The sequence below is a fragment of the Enterobacter sp. MGH 16 genome, from assembly GCF_000493175.1.
Lineage (GTDB): Bacteria > Pseudomonadota > Gammaproteobacteria > Enterobacterales > Enterobacteriaceae > Enterobacter > Enterobacter roggenkampii.
The window spans coordinates 204,893-221,633 of record NZ_KI535695.1; the positions used below are offsets into that span (position 1 = coordinate 204,893).

The window sequence follows — 16,741 nt, forward strand, 5'->3', positions numbered from 1 at the left end:
GTAGACTGCGAGCATGTACGCAATGTTCCACCCTGGACACCCCTTTTTTATCCAAATTAACGCGCTGTTTTATCGCTTCCTTACGTTTCATTGGCTTAGCAAAAATGGCGAGAAAAGTTCAGATTCGAACTTCACGTTGTCAGATCTTCTTATTAGGAATATTCCTAATAGCTTAAGCGGGGAAATGAAATTAAAAAAATCCTGAATTCACCGATTAAGTTATCAGTTAATTATGATATGTCTAAGTAAGATGGCAGAAAATAAATTGAATCACAATAAGCGTAATTTATGATTTTTTCTGAAAATGAAAAAGGCCGCTAATGCGGCCTTTTTATCATGTGAAACCGGTATCAGTGAGGTTCTACCGAATGCGCGTGTTCAACATCTTCATTCTTACGGCTGAAGCGGCGGCGAACCACCACGAAGAACACCGGTACGAAGAAGATAGCGAGTACGGTTGCGGTGATCATACCCCCCATAACGCCCGTACCGACCGCGTTCTGCGCACCGGAGCCCGCACCGGAGCTGATAACCAGCGGCAGTACGCCGAGGATAAACGCCAGTGACGTCATCAGGATTGGGCGCAGACGCATACGAACAGCCTCAAGCGTCGCCTCAATCAGACCTTTACCTTCTTTCTCCATCAGATCTTTGGCGAATTCAACGATAAGTATCGCGTTCTTCGCCGACAAGCCAATGGTTGTCAGCAGGCCTACCTGGAAGTACACGTCGTTGGTCAGTCCGCGGAACGTTGCCGCAAGCAGCGCACCGATAACCCCGAGCGGTACCACCAGCATAACGGAGAACGGAATTGACCAGCTCTCATACAGCGCTGCCAGACACAGGAAGACGACGATCAGTGAAATCGCGTACAGGGCAGGGGCCTGGTTACCGGACAGACGTTCCTGATAGGACATCCCGGTCCAGTCGTAGCCAACACCCGAAGGCAGTTTGCTCGCCAGCTCTTCCATCAGGTTCATGGCTTCACCGGTGCTTCGGCCCGGCGCAGCCTGACCCAGGATCTCCATTGATGGCAGACCGTTATAGCGTTCCAGACGCGGCGAACCGTATTCCCAGCGTGACGTTGAGAATGCCGAGAACGGTACCATCTGACCATTGCTGCCGCGCACGAACCAGCTGTTGATATCGTTTGGCAACATACGGTACTGCGCCTCGGACATCACGTACACTTTCTTCACGCGACCGCGGTCGATGAAGTCGTTAACGTAGCTACCGCCCCAGGCGGCGCCCAGCGTGGTATTGATGTCACTGATGGACACGCCCAGCGCCTGAGCTTTCTCCTGGTCGATGTCGATTTTGTACTGCGGCGTATCTTCCAGGCCGTTTGGACGCACGCCGACCAGCAGGTCAGGGTGCTTAGCCACTTCGCCAAACAGCTGGTTACGCGCCTGCGTCAGTTTTTCGTGACCCAGACCGCCCTGGTCAATCAGCTGGAAGTCGAAGCCGGTCGCGGTACCCAGTTCAACAATCGCCGGCAGGTTGAAGGCGAACACCATCGCATCTTTAATCTGCGAGAAGGTGCCCATCGCACGGCCGGTAATGGCTTCAACCTTGTTCTCTTTGCCCGGACGTTCAGACCAGTCTTTCAGAGAAACGAAGGCGATACCGGTGTTCTGACCACGACCCGCAAAGCCAAAGCCGTTAACCGCAAACACGGATTCAACGTTGTCTTTCTCTTTGGTGAGGTAGTAGTCCGTCACTTCGTCCAGCACTTTCTGGGTACGCTCTTGCGACGCACCCGCAGGAAGCTGTGCCATCGTCAGGAACACGCCCTGGTCTTCATCCGGCAGGAAGGAGCTTGGCAGACGAACGAACAGGATCGCCATCCCCGCCACGATGATGATATAGAGCAGCAGGTAACGACCGGTGCTGCGCAGGATGTTGCCCACGCTGTCGGTGTAGTGGTGAGTGCTCTTATCAAACATGCGGTTAAACCAGCCGAAGAACCCTTTATGCTCGCCATGACCGCCTTTCTGAATCGGCTTCAGCATGGTGGCACACAGCGCAGGCGTCAGGATCAATGCGACCAGTACCGACAGCGCCATCGCGGAAACGATGGTGATCGAGAACTGACGGTAAATCGCACCGGTAGAGCCGCCGAAGAAGGCCATCGGGATAAATACCGCAGACAGTACCATCGCGATACCAACCAGCGCGCCCTGGATCTGACCCATTGATTTACGGGTGGCTTCCTTCGGCGGCAGACCTTCTTCCGCCATCACGCGCTCGACGTTCTCTACCACGACGATGGCGTCATCCACCAGCAGGCCGATGGCAAGCACCATCCCGAACATCGTCAGGGTGTTTATCGAGAAGCCAAAGGCCGCGAGGATGGCAAAGGTCCCCAGCAGAACGACCGGAACGGCGATGGTTGGGATCAGCGTCGCGCGGAAGTTTTGCAGGAACAGATACATGACCAGGAACACCAGGATGATCGCTTCTGCCAGCGTTTTAACCACTTCGTGAATCGAAATTTTAACGAATGGCGTGGTGTCGTACGGATAAACGATCTTCAGGCCTGACGGGAAGTACGGTTCCATTTTCTTCAGTTCTGCACGAATCGCCGTGGCGGTATCCAGGGCGTTCGCGCCTGTCGCCAGTTTGATACCCAGACCGGAAGCCGGTTTACCGTTGAACTTCGCGATGATGTCGTAGTTCTCACCGCCCAGCTCGACTTTCGCCACGTCGCGCAGGCGAACCTGCGAGCCGTCCTGATTCACTTTCAGCAGAATTTTGCTGAACTCATCCGCGGAGGTCAGACGGGTTTGCGCGATGATCGAGGCGTTAAGCTGCTGGCCCTTCACCGGCGGCGTACCGCCTAACTGACCGGCTGCCACCTGGGCGTTCTGCGCTTTAATGGCGTTAATCACGTCAACCGGCGTCAGCTGGAAGTTGTTCAGCTTGTTCGGATCCATCCAGATACGCATTGCGTACTGAGAACCGAACAGCTGCACGTCACCCACACCGGACGTACGGCTGATGGCGTCCTTCATGTTGGCGCCCACGTAGTCGGAAATATCCTCCTGCGTCATGGTGCCGTTGGTGTTGATAACGCCGACAACCATCAGGAAGCTACTGGACGATTTCTCGACGCTCACGCCCTGCTGTTGTACTTCCTGCGGCAGCAGCGGCATCGCCAGCTGCAGTTTGTTCTGCACCTGAACCTGCGCAATGTCAGCATCCGTACCTGACTCGAAGGTCAGGGTGATCTGAACTGTACCGGTAGAGTCACTGTTTGAGGACATGTACATCAGGTTATCGATACCGTTCATGTTCTGTTCGATAACCTGAGTGACGGTGTCCTGCACCGTTTTTGCATCAGCCCCTGGGTAGGTTGCGGAAATCGTCACCGCCGGTGGCGCAATCGTTGGATATTGCGCGACAGGCAACTTCAGGATCGCAAGTCCCCCGGCCAGCATAATGATAATGGCGATCACCCACGCAAATATGGGGCGATCGATAAAGAAATTAGGCATGTCTTAACGGCTCCTGTTTAAGTTAAGACTTGGTTTGTTCTGACTGGCCAGCGGCCGAAGCTTGTTGTTTATCGTCAGATTTCACTTCCTGTGCTTTAGCCTGCGCGCCAGGACGAACTTTTTGCAAACCAGTAACAATCACGCGATCGCCATCTTTCAGACCTTCCGTCACCAGCCATTTATCCCCAATCGCCTGGGTGGCGGTGATATTGCGCATTTCGACTTTGTTATCAGCCCCAACAACCAGTGCGCTCGCATCGCCGCGTGGCGTACGGGTCACACCCTGCTGTGGAACCAGAAGGGCGGTTGGATTCGTTCCTTCTTCCAGACGTGCGCGAACGAACATACCTGGCAGCAGATTTTTGTCAGGGTTCGGGAAAATCGCACGTAAGGTGATGGAACCGGTGGTCTGGTCGACCGTCACGTCAGAGAATTCCAGCGTCCCTTCCTGCGGGAACTTGATACCGTCGTTGGTAATCAGCTCCACTTTGGCTTTGCCGTTTTCCTGTTTCAGGGTGCCGTTAGCCAGCTCCTGTTTCAGGCGCAGGAAATCATTGCTGGACTGCGTGACGTCAACATAGATCGGATCGAGCTGCTGCACGGTCGCCAGCGCAGTGGTCTGACCGTTCTGCACCAGAGCCCCTTCCGTGACGGACGATTTACCAATACGACCGCTGATAGGGGAGGTCACTTTGGTATAGGCCAGGTTAATGCGCGCGGTTTCGACGGCCGCTTTGGCTGCCACCACGGCGGCGTTAGCCTGCTGGGCATCCGCCAGGGCGGTATCGTAATCCTGCTGACTGATGTACTTGGTACCGAGCAGTTTTTGATAGCGGTTCAGCGTCAGCTGGGCAATTTTAGCCGCGGCCTGTGCTTTAGCCAGATCGCCTTTCGCGCTTTCATAAGACGCCTGATAGGTTGCGGGATCAATCTGATACAGAGACTCACCGGCCTGCACATCACCGCCTTCGGTGAAGTTGCGTTTCAGGATAATGCCGCTAACCTGAGGACGCACTTCCGCAATGCGGTAAGCATTTGTACGGCCGGGTAATTCGGTGGTGATTTGTAGAGGTTCAGATTTGAGCGTCACAACGCCTACTTCTGGCGCCTGCTGAGCTCCTTGTTGAGCCGGTTTGTCGTCACATCCTGTTAGCGCTAAGCTGCCTGAAAGCATCAGAACGACCGCCAGAGGCGTTAACCCTCTGTTTTTGTTCATATGTAAACCTCGAGTGTCCGATTTCAAATTGATCAAGGGTCCTGAGTCTAAAACCCATTGCTGCGTTTATATTATCGTCATGCTATGGTACATACATTCACAAATGTATGTAAATCTGACTCCTGTAAATTCACTCACCTATGGCACGAAAAACTAAACAACAAGCGCTGGAAACCCGACAACATATTCTGGATGTGGCGATACGTTTGTTCTCGCAGCAAGGTGTTTCAGCAACCTCGCTGGCGCAAATTGCTCAGGCCGCCGGTGTGACGCGAGGAGCGATTTACTGGCATTTTAAAAACAAGTCAGATCTGTTCAGTGAAATCTGGGAGCTTTCAGAGTCCAGCATTAGCGATCTCGAGAGTGAGTATCGGGCAAAATTCCCAGACGATCCACTCTCAGTATTGAGAGAAATATTAGTATATATCCTTGAAGCAACGGTAGTTGAAGAACGTCGCAGATTAATGATGGAGATTATTTTTCATAAATGCGAGTTCGTGGGCGAGATGGCGGTCGTGCAGCAGGCGCAACGAAGCCTCAGTCTGGAAAGCTATGACCGTATTGAGCACAACCTGAACCTCTGTATGGAGGCAAAACTGCTACCTGCCAATCTGTTGACCCGTCGGGCGGCGATTCTGATGCGCAGCTACATTTCTGGTCTGATGGAAAACTGGCTTTTTGCACCGCAATCGTTTGATCTTAAAGCGGAAGCCCGCAGCTACGTGGCGATTTTACTGGAAATGCTACAGCTCAGCCCGACGCTGCGCAGCGACGCGCCTTCGCTAACGGCCTGACCCCTTTCCAGGATTTATCTCAGAGGCTTACGTTCGCGCTATTCTGCATCTGACGAGCGTGATATTCTTCACGCCGGACTATTTTCGGTCATCTTCTGACATCATTCACAACTATGCTGCCCATCAATCGCTCGCAACATCCTGTTTTTGCATTGCTCTTTGCGATGCTGTTTTTCTTCGCCACGGCGCCGCTGACCTGGGCCCGCGCCGATAACAGCAACGATATTCCCACGCGTGCTGACGTTCAGTCGCAGCTCGACACGCTGAACAAACAAAAAGAACTCTCTCCTCAGGAAAAACTGACGCAGCAGGACCTGACGGAAACGCTGGAAACGCTGGATAAAATTGAACGCGTTAAGGCTGAAACCGCCCAGCTTCGTCAGAAGGTGGCGCAGGCCCCTGAAAACATGCGCAAAGCGACGGAGTCGCTGAATGCCCTGAGTGACGTTGATAACGACAACGAAACGCGCAAAACGCTCGCCACGCTCTCCTTACGCCAGCTGGAATCGCGCGTCGCCCAGTTGCTCGACGATCTGCAAACCGCGCAGTCCGATCTCGCGACCTACAACAGCCAGCTTGTCTCCCTGCAAACCCAGCCCGAGCGCGTGCAAAATGCGATGTATACCGCGTCTCAGCAGCTGCAGCAGATCCGCAACCGCCTGAACGGCACGACGGTGGGCGAAGGCACGCTGCGCCCGACGCAGCAAACCCTGCTGCTGGTTCAGCAGTCATTGCTCAATGCGCAGATCGAACAGCAGCGTAAAAGCCTGGAAGGGAATACGGTGCTGCAGGACACTCTGCAGAAACAGCGTGATTACGTCACCGCGAACATTAATCGTCTGGAGCATCAGCTTCAGCTTCTGCAGGAGGCGGTTAACAGCAAGCGCCTGACCCTGACGGAAAAAACCGCCCAGGAGGCCGTATCCCCTGACGAAACCGCCCGTATTCAGGCCAACCCGCTGGTAAAACAGGAGCTTGAGGCTAACCATCAGCTCAGTCAGCGCCTGATACTGGCGACGGAAAACGGCAACTCGCTGGTTCAGCAAAATATCAAGGTGAAGAACTGGCTGGATCGCGCCCTGCAGGCGGAACGCAACATCAAAGAGCAGATCGCGGTCCTGAAGGGCAGCCTCCTGCTGTCGCGTATTCTCTACCAGCAGCAGCAGACGCTTCCGTCCGCCGACGAGCTGGAGGACATGACCAACCGCATTGCGGATTTACGTCTGGAGCAGTTTGACGTCAACCAGCAGCGCGATGCCCTTTTTCAGAGCGATACCTTTGTCGCCAAAATTGAAGAGGGGCATTCCAGCGATGTGAACCCGGAAGTGCATGACGCGCTGCTCCAGGTCGTGGATATGCGTCGCGAGCTGCTGGACCAGCTCAATAAACAGCTGGGTAACCAGCTGATGATGGCCATTAACCTGCAAATCAACCAGCAGCAGCTGGTGAGCGTCTCGAAAAGTCTGCAGGAGATCCTGACCCAGCAGATTTTCTGGGTAAACAGCAACAAGCCGATGGACTGGGACTGGGTTAAATCCTTCCCTGAGACGCTGAAAACGCAGATTAAGAGCATGAAGATCACCGTAAACTGGGAGAAAGCCTGGCCTGCGGTAATGATTGCTTTCCTGGCCGGTTTGCCGCTGCTGCTGATTGCCGGTCTTATCCGCTGGCGTCTGGGCTGGCTGAAAAAATACCAGGCGAAGCTGGCCTCCGAAGTAGGGCAGCTGCGCAACGATAGCCAGCTCCATACGCCAAAAGCGATTCTGATTGACCTTATTCGCGCCCTGCCGGTGTGCCTGATTATTCTGGCCGTGGGTCTGATTCTGCTCACTATGCAGCTCAACGTCAGCGATCTGCTGTGGGCGTTCAGTAAAAAACTGGCGCTGTTCTGGCTGGTGTTTGGCCTGTGCTGGAAGGTACTGGAAAAAGACGGCGTGGCGGTGCGTCATTTCAACATGCCAGCGCAGCTGACCAGCCACTGGCGTCGTCAGATCGTGCGCATCAGCCTGGCGCTGCTGCCGCTGCACTTCTGGTCGGTTGTCTCTGAGCTTTCCCCGCTGCATCTGATGGATGACGTGCTGGGCCAGCTGGTCATCCTGCTGAACCTGCTGCTGATTGCGATCCTGATGTGGCCGATGTGTCGCGACAGCTGGCGTGATAAAGAGTCCCACAATATTCGTCTGGCCACCGTGACGGTGCTGGCGATCATTCCGCTGGCGCTGATGGTGCTGACGGCGACGGGCTACTTCTATACCACGCTGCGCCTGTCCGGGCGCTGGATTGAAACGGTCTATCTGGTGATCGTCTGGAACCTGCTCTATCAGACCGTACTGCGCGGCCTGAGCGTGGCGGCGCGCCGCATTGCCTATCGCCGCGCCATCGCGCGTCGTCAGCATCAGGTGAAAGAGGGGGCTGAAGGCGCTGAGCCGCAGGAAGAGCCGACCATCGCGCTGGAGCAGGTTAACCAGCAGACACTGCGCATCACCATGCTGGTGATGATCGCCCTGTTTGCGGTGATGTTCTGGGCGATCTGGTCCGATCTTATTACCGTTTTCGCCTATCTCGACAGTATTACCCTCTGGCAATACAACGGAACCGAAGCCGGCGCGGCGGTCATGAAAAGCGTGACCATGGGCAGCCTGCTGTTTGCGCTGGTGTCGTCGGTGGTGGCCTGGGCGCTGATCCGCAACCTGCCAGGCCTGCTCGAAGTGCTGCTCCTGTCACGTCTGAATCTTCGCCAGGGGGCGTCCTACGCCATTACCACGATCCTCAACTACGTCATCATCATTGTCGGAGCGATGACGGTCTTTGGCTCGCTTGGCGTCTCGTGGGATAAACTGCAGTGGCTGGCGGCCGCCCTCTCGGTCGGTCTTGGTTTTGGCCTGCAGGAGATCTTCGGTAACTTTGTGTCCGGCCTGATCATCCTGTTCGAACGTCCGGTACGTATCGGCGATACCGTCACCATCGGCACGTTCTCGGGAACGGTCAGCAAGATCCGCATTCGTGCCACCACCATCACCGACTTCGATCGCAAAGAGGTGATCATCCCAAACAAAGCGTTCGTGACCGAGCGTCTGATCAACTGGTCGCTTTCCGATACGGTGACGCGCGTGGTGATCCGCCTGGGCGTGGCCTATGGATCGGATCTGGATAAGGTGAAAGAGGTGCTGCTGAAGGCGGCGTCTGAGCATCCGAAAGTGATGCACGATCCGGCCCCGGCAGTCTTCTTCACCACCTTTGGGCCGAGTACGCTTGATCACGAGCTGCGTTTATACGTGCGTGAACTGCGTGACCGCAGCTACACGGTGGATGAGCTTAACCGCTCTATCGATCGTCTGTGCCGTGAAAACGATATTAATATCGCCTTCAACCAGCTTGAGGTTCACCTGCGTAACGAGAAAGGTGATGAGCATACGGAAGTGAAGCGCGACATTAAGGGTGATGACCCGACTCCGGCTTAATCTATTTTCCCTCTCCCTGTGGGAGAGGGTTAGGGTGAGGGGGAAGTTTCCCCTCAAAATCCCGCCGCACAATCTCCAGCGCCTTAAGCACCGTCTCGGCGGGGATCTCATGATTCTCCAGCAGCATAATCAAATCGACGGCCAGCTTGACCTCATCGGGTGCATTTTCCAGTGACATGGGTGTGGCTCCTGTTAACGGGTCAAACGTTCTATGACGCGTTCAATGTCATCCAGCGCCTGACGGCAGCGGACGATGCGTCCTTCCAGCGCGCTAATCTCGCGCATCAATAGCTGCTGCTCTTCCAGCGTTTCGCTGTTGTTCAGACGCACCTCGCGTTCACGCTTCATCTCAAACAGCCGGCGCTCAAACTCCTGGTTCTCGAGCCGCTTGCGCTGCCATTTGCCGAGCCCCGGCGAGGCGCTGTCCCAGGCGCGCAGCGGCCAGGCGGCGATTTCGCGATGCAGTGCGGTGATCTGCTCGGTGAGATGCTCTGCAAGCCACGCCACCTGTTCCTGTTGTTCATTCTCAACCGCATGGCGAAGCTCGTCGAGGTTCGTCTGCGCTTCAGCCAGGTAATCCTGAATGACGGTGCTGCGGGTACGAAAAAGCTGCCGGTCAAAGCGCGGCTTCAGCGTGGCGTGCCCCATCAGCGGCGTGGCCTGCGCCCGCAGAGCGATCAGCTGATTTTGCAGCCTCTCAAGAAGCAGTGCTGTTTTCAAGGCGCTCTCCAGTGGTAAAGTAGCCGTTCAGTTTGATAACGATTCGCATTATGCAGCGTACTATTTTAATCATCATTGGCTGGCTTGCGGTAGTGCTGGGCACGCTGGGTGTAGTATTACCCCTGCTGCCGACCACGCCGTTTATCCTGCTGGCGGCCTGGTGTTTCGCCCGCTCGTCGCCGCGTTTTCACCACTGGCTGCTCTACCGCTCATGGTTTGGCGGGTACTTACGCCACTGGCAAAAACACCGTGCCATGCCTCCAGGCGCCAAGCCGCGCGCGATCGCGGTGATCCTCATTACCTTCGCCATTTCATTATGGCTGGTGAAAATGATGTGGGTGCGGATCCTGCTGCTGATCATTCTCTCCTGCCTGCTTATCTTTATGTGGCGGATCCCCGTGGTTGATGAAAAGCAACAAAAGCACTGAAGCCTCATCATGGCTGTTGCAATTATCACGCGCAGCCAGTAAATTCGACCGTTTTCGAGCACAGGTGCGCCTGGTCAAAGGTTAAACAATTGTTGCCTTGGCCGACTCGTTGCGCGCTGTGAGTAACACTGTTTCATTTAGGCACAAACCGATGACCGCAACTGCACAGCAGCTTGAATATCTGAAAAACAGCATCAAAAGCATCCGGGACTACCCAAAGCCTGGCATTCTTTTCCGTGATGTCACCAGCTTGCTGGAAGACCCGAAAGCGTACGCACTCAGCATTGAACTGCTGGTCGAGCGTTACAAAAACGCCGGGATCACCAAAGTAGTAGGTACCGAAGCCCGTGGCTTCCTGTTTGGCGCACCGGTTGCGCTGGCAATGGGCGTGGGTTTTGTGCCGGTGCGTAAGCCGCGCAAACTGCCGCGTGAAACCATCGCAGAAAGCTACGAGCTGGAGTACGGCACCGATCAGCTGGAGATCCACGTTGACGCGATCAAGCCTGGCGACAAAGTGCTGGTGGTCGACGATCTGCTGGCAACCGGCGGAACCATTGAAGCGACCGTGAAGCTGATCCGCCGTCTGGGTGGGGAAGTGACCGACTCGGCCTTCATCATCAACCTGTTCGATCTCGGCGGTGAACAGCGCCTGGAAAAACAGGGCATTACCAGCTATAGCCTGGTGCCTTTCCCGGGTCACTAATCCCGGTTTTCACAACCTCGCTCAATGGGTGAGGTTGTGATAGCATTCCCCTCCATAAATTCACCTTCCAGCGTTGCAGAGCCTGCCCATGAGTTATCAGGTGTTAGCCCGTAAATGGCGACCACAAACCTTTGCTGACGTTGTCGGTCAGGAACATGTGCTGACGGCCCTGGCGAACGGCTTGTCGCTAGGTCGCATCCATCACGCCTATCTTTTTTCCGGCACCCGCGGCGTCGGTAAGACCTCTATTGCCCGTTTGCTGGCAAAAGGTCTCAACTGCGAAACCGGGATCACCGCCACGCCGTGCGGCGTGTGTGATAACTGCCGGGAGATCGAGCAGGGGCGTTTTGTCGATCTGATCGAGATCGACGCCGCTTCGCGCACCAAAGTGGAAGATACCCGCGACCTGCTGGACAACGTCCAGTACGCCCCGGCGCGCGGCCGCTTCAAGGTCTACCTGATCGATGAAGTGCACATGCTCTCGCGCCACAGCTTCAACGCCCTGCTGAAGACGCTGGAAGAGCCGCCCGCGCACGTGAAGTTCCTGCTGGCGACCACCGATCCGCAAAAGCTGCCGGTCACGATTTTATCGCGCTGCCTGCAGTTCCACCTGAAGGCGCTGGACGTTGAGCAGATCCGTACGCAGCTCGAGCACATTCTCGATGAAGAGAACATTGTCCACGAATCGCGCGCCCTGCAGCTGCTGGCCCGCGCGGCGGACGGCAGCCTGCGCGATGCGCTCAGTCTGACCGATCAGGCGATTGCCAGCGGTGACGGCAAACTCTCCACCGAGGCGGTCAGCACCATGCTCGGCACGCTGGATGACGATCAGGCGCTGTCGCTTATCGAAGCGATGATTGCCGCTAACGGCGAACGCGTGATGTCGCTGGTGAACGCGGCCGCAGCCCGCGGTATTGAGTGGGAAGGGCTGCTGGTTGAGATGCTCAGCCTGCTGCACCGGGTGGCAATGCTGCAGCTTTCTCCCTCCGCCATTGGTGCGGATATGGCCGCCATTGAACAGCGGATGCGTGAGCTTGCCCGCACCGTGCCGCCTGCCGACGTGCAGCTTTATTACCAGACGCTGCTGATTGGTCGCAAAGAGCTACCGTTTGCGCCGGATCCGCGGATGGGCGTTGAAATGACGCTGCTGCGCGCGCTGGCGTTCCACCCGCGCATGCCGCTGCCGGAGCCGGACGTGCCCCGACAGTCTTTCGCCCCGGTTGCGCCGACGGCGGTGATGTCACCGCAGCAGGTGCCGCCGCAGCCGACGCCGCCACCGCAGCAGAACGTACCGCTGTCGGATGCCACCAGTTCGGTGCTTGCCGCGCGCAGCCAGCTGCAGCGTGCGCAGGGAGTAACCAAACCAAAAAAGAGTGAACCGGCAGCGCCAGGAAGAGCGCGGCCGGTGAACAACGCCGCGCTTGAACGACTGGCCTCGGTAACGGAGCGCGTACAGTCGCGTCCGGCACCGTCCGCGCTCGAGCAAAAAGCCCCGGTGAAAGAAGAGGCTTACCGCTGGAAGGCAACCACCATCACCGAAACGGTGAAGGAAGAGGTTGCCACGCCGAAAGCGCTGAAAAAGGCGCTGGAGCATGAAAAAACGCCGGAGCTGGCTGCGAAGCTTGCCGAAGAGTCCATTGCGCGTGACGCCTGGGCCGCAGAGGTCAGCAAACTCCAGCTGCCGAAGCTGGTGGAGCAGGTCGCGCTGAACGCCTGGAAAGAGCAGGACGGCAATCAGGTGCGTCTGCACCTCCGTCCGGGCCAGCGGCACCTCAATTCCCCTGGCGCGCAAAAGGCGCTGGCCGAGGCGCTCGCCACATTACAGGGTGCACCGGTTGAATTGACTATCATTGAAGATGATAATCCGGCAGTGAAAACGCCGCTCGAGTGGCGCCAGGCCATTTATGAAGAGAAGCTCGCGCAGGCGCGCGAGGCGATAATTGCGGATAACAACATTCAGACCCTGCGCCGGTTCTTCGACGCCGATCTGGATGAAGAGAGTATTCGCCCCATTTGATCGTGAGTCTGACTTACGGTTGTAATCCTTAAACGTGAAAGAAGAGAGAAGCCTATGTTTGGTGGAAAAGGCGGTCTGGGTGGCCTGATGAAGCAGGCTCAGCAGATGCAGGAAAAAATGCAGAAGATGCAGGAAGAGATCGCTCAGCTGGAAGTCACGGGTGAGTCCGGTGCCGGTCTGGTCAAGGTGACCATCAACGGTGCGCACAACTGCCGTCGCGTGGAAATCGACCCGAGCCTGCTCGAAGACGACAAAGAGATGCTGGAAGATCTGGTTGCAGCCGCGTTTAACGATGCCGCTCGCCGTATCGACGAAACCCAGAAAGAGAAAATGGCCTCCGTTTCCAGCGGCATGCAGCTGCCGCCTGGCTTCAAGATGCCATTCTGATGCAAACCAGTCCGCTGCTCACGCAGTTAATGGAAGCACTGCGCTGCCTGCCGGGCGTTGGCCCGAAGTCGGCGCAGCGCATGGCGTTTACGCTATTGCAGCGCGACCGCAGCGGCGGGATGCGCCTGGCGCAGGCTCTGACCCGCGCCATGTCAGAAATTGGTCACTGTGCGGATTGCCGCACCTTTACCGAGCAGGACGTGTGTAACATCTGTACGAACCCGCGTCGTCAGGAAAACGGTCAGATTTGCGTGGTGGAGAGTCCGGCGGACATCTACGCCATCGAACAAACCGGGCAGTTTTCCGGGCGCTACTTCGTGCTGATGGGGCATCTCTCCCCGCTGGACGGCATCGGCCCGGACGATATCGGTCTTGACCGCCTTGAACAGCGTCTCGAGTCTGAAACCATCAAAGAGGTGATCCTCGCCACCAACCCCACGGTGGAAGGGGAGGCAACCGCCAACTACATCGCCGAACTGTGCTCGCAGTATGGCGTTGACGCCAGCCGCATCGCCCACGGCGTGCCGGTCGGCGGCGAGCTGGAGATGGTCGACGGCACCACGCTGTCGCACTCTCTGGCCGGACGTCACAAGATTATTTTCTGACCAAACGGAGGCTGCGCGCGCCGCCTCCGCTTGAAAATTTCCCCCCGTATCCCCATCTCTCCCTCAACGTTTTAAAACCCCATTAAATGGCATTGTTGAGGTCGACATAGATGAAAGGACAAGAAACCCGTGGTTTCCAGTCAGAAGTAAAACAGCTTCTGCACCTGATGATCCATTCCCTGTATTCCAACAAAGAAATTTTCCTGCGTGAGCTGATTTCCAACGCCTCGGATGCGGCGGACAAGCTGCGCTTCCGCGCGCTGTCTAACCCGGATCTGTACGAAGGCGACGGCGAGCTGCGCGTGCGCGTCTCGTTTAATAAAGAGAACCGCACCCTGACCATCGCCGATAACGGCATCGGGATGAACCGCGACGAGGTGATCGACCACCTCGGGACCATCGCGAAATCCGGCACCAAGGCGTTCCTGGAGTCCATGGGCTCTGACCAGGCGAAAGACAGCCAGCTGATCGGCCAGTTCGGCGTCGGTTTCTACTCGGCGTTCATCGTGGCGGACAAAGTCACCGTGCGCACCCGTGCGGCATGCGACAGCGCCGAGAACGGCGTGCTGTGGGAATCCAAAGGGGAAGGCGAATACACCGTTGATGACATCACCAAAGCGGACCGCGGCACCGAAATCACCCTGCACCTGCGTGAAGGGGAAGATGATTTCCTGAACGACTGGCGCGTGCGCTCCATCATCAGCAAGTACTCCGATCACATCGCGCTGCCGGTAGAGATTGAAAAACAGGAAGAGAAAGACGGTGAAACCGTGGTTTCCTGGGAGAAAATCAACAAGGCGCAGGCGCTGTGGACGCGCAACAAGTCTGAGATTAAAGACGACGAGTACAACGAATTCTACAAGCACATCGCCCACGACTTTACCGACCCGCTGACCTGGAGCCACAACCGTGTGGAAGGTAAGCAGGAGTACACCAGCCTGCTGTACATCCCGGCACAGGCGCCGTGGGACATGTGGAACCGCGATCACAAGCATGGCCTGAAGCTGTACGTGCAGCGCGTATTCATCATGGACGACGCCGAGCAGTTCATGCCGAACTATCTGCGCTTTGTGCGCGGCCTGATCGATTCCAACGATCTGCCGCTGAACGTCTCCCGCGAAATTCTGCAGGACAGCACCGTCACCCGTAACCTGCGCAACGCCCTGACCAAACGTGCGCTGCAGATGCTGGAAAAACTGGCGAAAGACGATGCGGAAAAATATCAGACCTTCTGGAAACAGTTCGGTCTGGTGCTGAAAGAAGGCCCGGCTGAAGACATGGCGAACGTTGAAACCATCGCCAAACTGCTGCGCTTTGCTTCTACGCACACCGACTCCTCCGCGCAGACCGTGTCGCTGGAAGAGTACATCTCCCGTATGAAGGAAGGGCAGGAGAAGATCTACTACATCACCGCCGACAGCTACGCCGCGGCGAAGAGCAGCCCGCACCTGGAGCTGCTGCGTAAGAAAGGCATCGAAGTGCTGCTGCTTTCCGACCGCATCGACGAGTGGATGATGAACTACCTGACCGAGTTCGACGGTAAGGCGTTCCAGTCCGTTGCCAAAGCCGATGAGTCCATCGACAAGCTGGCAGATGAAGTGGATGAAAATGCGAAAGAAGCCGAGAAGGCGCTGGAGCCGTTCATTGAGCGCGTGAAAACCCTGCTGGGCGACCGCGTGAAAGAGGTGCGTTTCACTCACCGTCTGACCGACACTCCGGCCATTGTCACCACCGATGCCGACGAAATGAGCACCCAGATGGCGAAGCTGTTCGCCGCGGCGGGCCAGGCGGTACCGGAAGTGAAATATATCTTTGAGCTTAATCCGGATCATCCGCTGGTGAAACGCGCGGCGGATACCCAGGACGACGCCCGCTTTGCCGAGTGGGTTGAACTCCTGCTGGATCAGTCCCTGCTGGCCGAACGCGGCACGCTGGAAGATCCTAACCTCTTCATTAAACGTGTGAATGCGCTGCTGCTGGCGTAATTGACCACGCCTCTCCTGGTCTTCTCCCTCTCCCCGAGGGAGAGGGCCAGGGTGAGGGCACCAGACCGCACTATCCCAAATTATCTCCCCCCATTAACCGTTTCAGCCTTCCTGCCTTCCTTGAGCGATGCCCGTTCTGGTGGTATTGTTTAGCGCTTTTGAAAAATTGAAACGACTTTTGAGGGGATTTTCGCAATGCGTATTATTCTGCTTGGCGCTCCGGGCGCGGGTAAAGGAACTCAGGCTCAGTTCATCATGGAGAAATACGGTATTCCGCAAATCTCCACCGGTGATATGCTGCGCGCCGCTGTTAAATCTGGCTCCGAGCTGGGTAAACAGGCGAAAGACATCATGGACGCAGGCAAGCTGGTGACCGACGAGCTGGTAATTGCTCTGGTCAAAGAGCGCATTGCTCAGGAAGACTGCCGTAACGGTTTCCTGCTGGACGGCTTCCCACGTACCATTCCTCAGGCTGACGCCATGAAGGAAGCGGGCATCAACGTGGACTACGTTCTGGAGTTCGACGTACCGGACGAGCTGATCGTTGACCGTATCGTTGGCCGCCGCGTACACGCTGCTTCTGGCCGCGTTTACCACATCAAATTCAACCCACCTAAGGTTGAAGGCAAAGACGACGTGACCGGCGAAGAGCTGACCACCCGTAAAGACGATCAGGAAGAGACCGTGCGCAAGCGCCTGGTGGAATACCATCAGATGACTGCGCCGCTGATCGGCTACTACACCAAAGAAGCGCAGGCGGGTAACACCAAATACGCCAAAGTTGACGGCACCAAAGCCGTGGCTGACGTGCGTGCTGAGCTGGAAAAAATCCTCGGCTAATCGCATCTCTCTCACCCGGGCCACCGGGTGAGAAAAATTCTCATCTTACCTATTACAGCAATGGGTTTCGTTTAAACGCATTTCCGCT

General features: G+C 56.4%; 13 protein-coding genes and 1 other annotated feature. Of the genes, 9 read left to right on the top strand and 4 right to left on the bottom strand.

Annotation, left to right across the window (positions count from 1 at the left end; genetic code table 11):
* Positions 1-350: 350 nt before the first annotated feature.
* Positions 351-3,497, bottom strand: a complete 3,147-nt coding sequence (acrB, locus tag L362_RS21700) for a multidrug efflux RND transporter permease subunit AcrB (RefSeq protein WP_008499289.1) — start codon at positions 3,495-3,497, stop codon at positions 351-353.
* A gap of 22 nt (positions 3,498-3,519) precedes the next feature.
* Positions 3,520-4,713, bottom strand: a complete 1,194-nt coding sequence (gene acrA / locus L362_RS21695) for a multidrug efflux RND transporter periplasmic adaptor subunit AcrA (RefSeq protein ID WP_023343503.1) — start codon at positions 4,711-4,713, stop codon at positions 3,520-3,522.
* Positions 4,714-4,853: 140 nt separating this feature from the next.
* Here acrA and acrR point away from each other — a divergent pair, with 140 nt between their 5' ends.
* Both acrR and mscK read left to right on the top strand, forming a co-directional pair.
* Positions 4,854-5,507, top strand: a complete 654-nt coding sequence (gene acrR / locus L362_RS21690) for a multidrug efflux transporter transcriptional repressor AcrR (RefSeq protein WP_008499291.1) — start codon at positions 4,854-4,856, stop codon at positions 5,505-5,507.
* Between the two features lie 113 nt (positions 5,508-5,620).
* A complete protein-coding gene (mscK, locus tag L362_RS21685; protein WP_023293140.1) occupies positions 5,621-8,968 on the top strand; it encodes a mechanosensitive channel MscK in 3,348 nt (1,115 codons plus the stop codon).
* A gap of 1 nt (position 8,969) precedes the next feature.
* Here the strand turns inward: mscK and rsmS are convergent, their stop codons facing one another.
* Positions 8,970-9,146, bottom strand: a complete 177-nt coding sequence (gene rsmS / locus L362_RS21680; protein ID WP_023343504.1) for a pleiotropic regulatory protein RsmS — start codon at positions 9,144-9,146, stop codon at positions 8,970-8,972.
* A gap of 14 nt (positions 9,147-9,160) precedes the next feature.
* Entirely contained in the window at positions 9,161-9,688 is a 528-nt protein-coding gene (gene priC, locus L362_RS21675) for a primosomal replication protein N'' (protein WP_023293139.1), read from the bottom strand.
* Positions 9,689-9,738: 50 nt separating this feature from the next.
* Between priC and L362_RS21670 the strand changes: the two genes are divergently transcribed.
* The 7 genes from L362_RS21670 to adk all read left to right on the top strand — a co-directional run bounded on the left by L362_RS21670 (position 9,739) and on the right by adk (position 16,653).
* On the top strand, positions 9,739-10,116 hold the full coding sequence (locus L362_RS21670; protein ID WP_008499296.1) for a DUF454 family protein: 378 nt from the start codon (positions 9,739-9,741) through the stop codon (positions 10,114-10,116).
* A 151-nt stretch (positions 10,117-10,267) separates the two neighbouring features.
* Positions 10,268-10,819, top strand: coding sequence for an adenine phosphoribosyltransferase (gene apt, locus L362_RS21665; protein WP_023343505.1), 552 nt, complete (start codon positions 10,268-10,270; stop codon positions 10,817-10,819).
* 88 nt (positions 10,820-10,907) lie between these two features.
* Entirely contained in the window at positions 10,908-12,836 is a 1,929-nt protein-coding gene (gene dnaX / locus L362_RS21660; protein WP_023343506.1) for a DNA polymerase III subunit gamma/tau, read from the top strand.
* Positions 12,166-12,230: a sequence feature (DnaX frameshifting element), on the top strand. It overlaps the preceding gene by 65 nt.
* A 54-nt stretch (positions 12,837-12,890) precedes the next feature.
* Complete coding sequence (locus L362_RS21655; protein ID WP_003858972.1) at positions 12,891-13,223, top strand: YbaB/EbfC family nucleoid-associated protein; 333 nt, start codon at positions 12,891-12,893, stop codon at positions 13,221-13,223.
* Positions 13,223-13,828, top strand: coding sequence for a recombination mediator RecR (recR, locus tag L362_RS21650; protein ID WP_008499298.1), 606 nt, complete (start codon positions 13,223-13,225; stop codon positions 13,826-13,828). The genes L362_RS21655 and recR overlap by 1 nt, the downstream gene beginning before the upstream one ends.
* Before the next feature lie 110 nt (positions 13,829-13,938).
* Positions 13,939-15,813 carry a molecular chaperone HtpG gene (gene htpG / locus L362_RS21645; protein ID WP_023343507.1) on the top strand — a complete coding sequence of 625 codons (1,875 nt, stop codon included), beginning with the start codon at positions 13,939-13,941 and terminating at the stop codon, positions 15,811-15,813.
* Between the two features lie 195 nt (positions 15,814-16,008).
* Positions 16,009-16,653, top strand: coding sequence for an adenylate kinase (adk, locus tag L362_RS21640; RefSeq protein WP_006809841.1), 645 nt, complete (start codon positions 16,009-16,011; stop codon positions 16,651-16,653).
* The last annotated feature ends 88 nt before the right edge of the window (positions 16,654-16,741 follow it).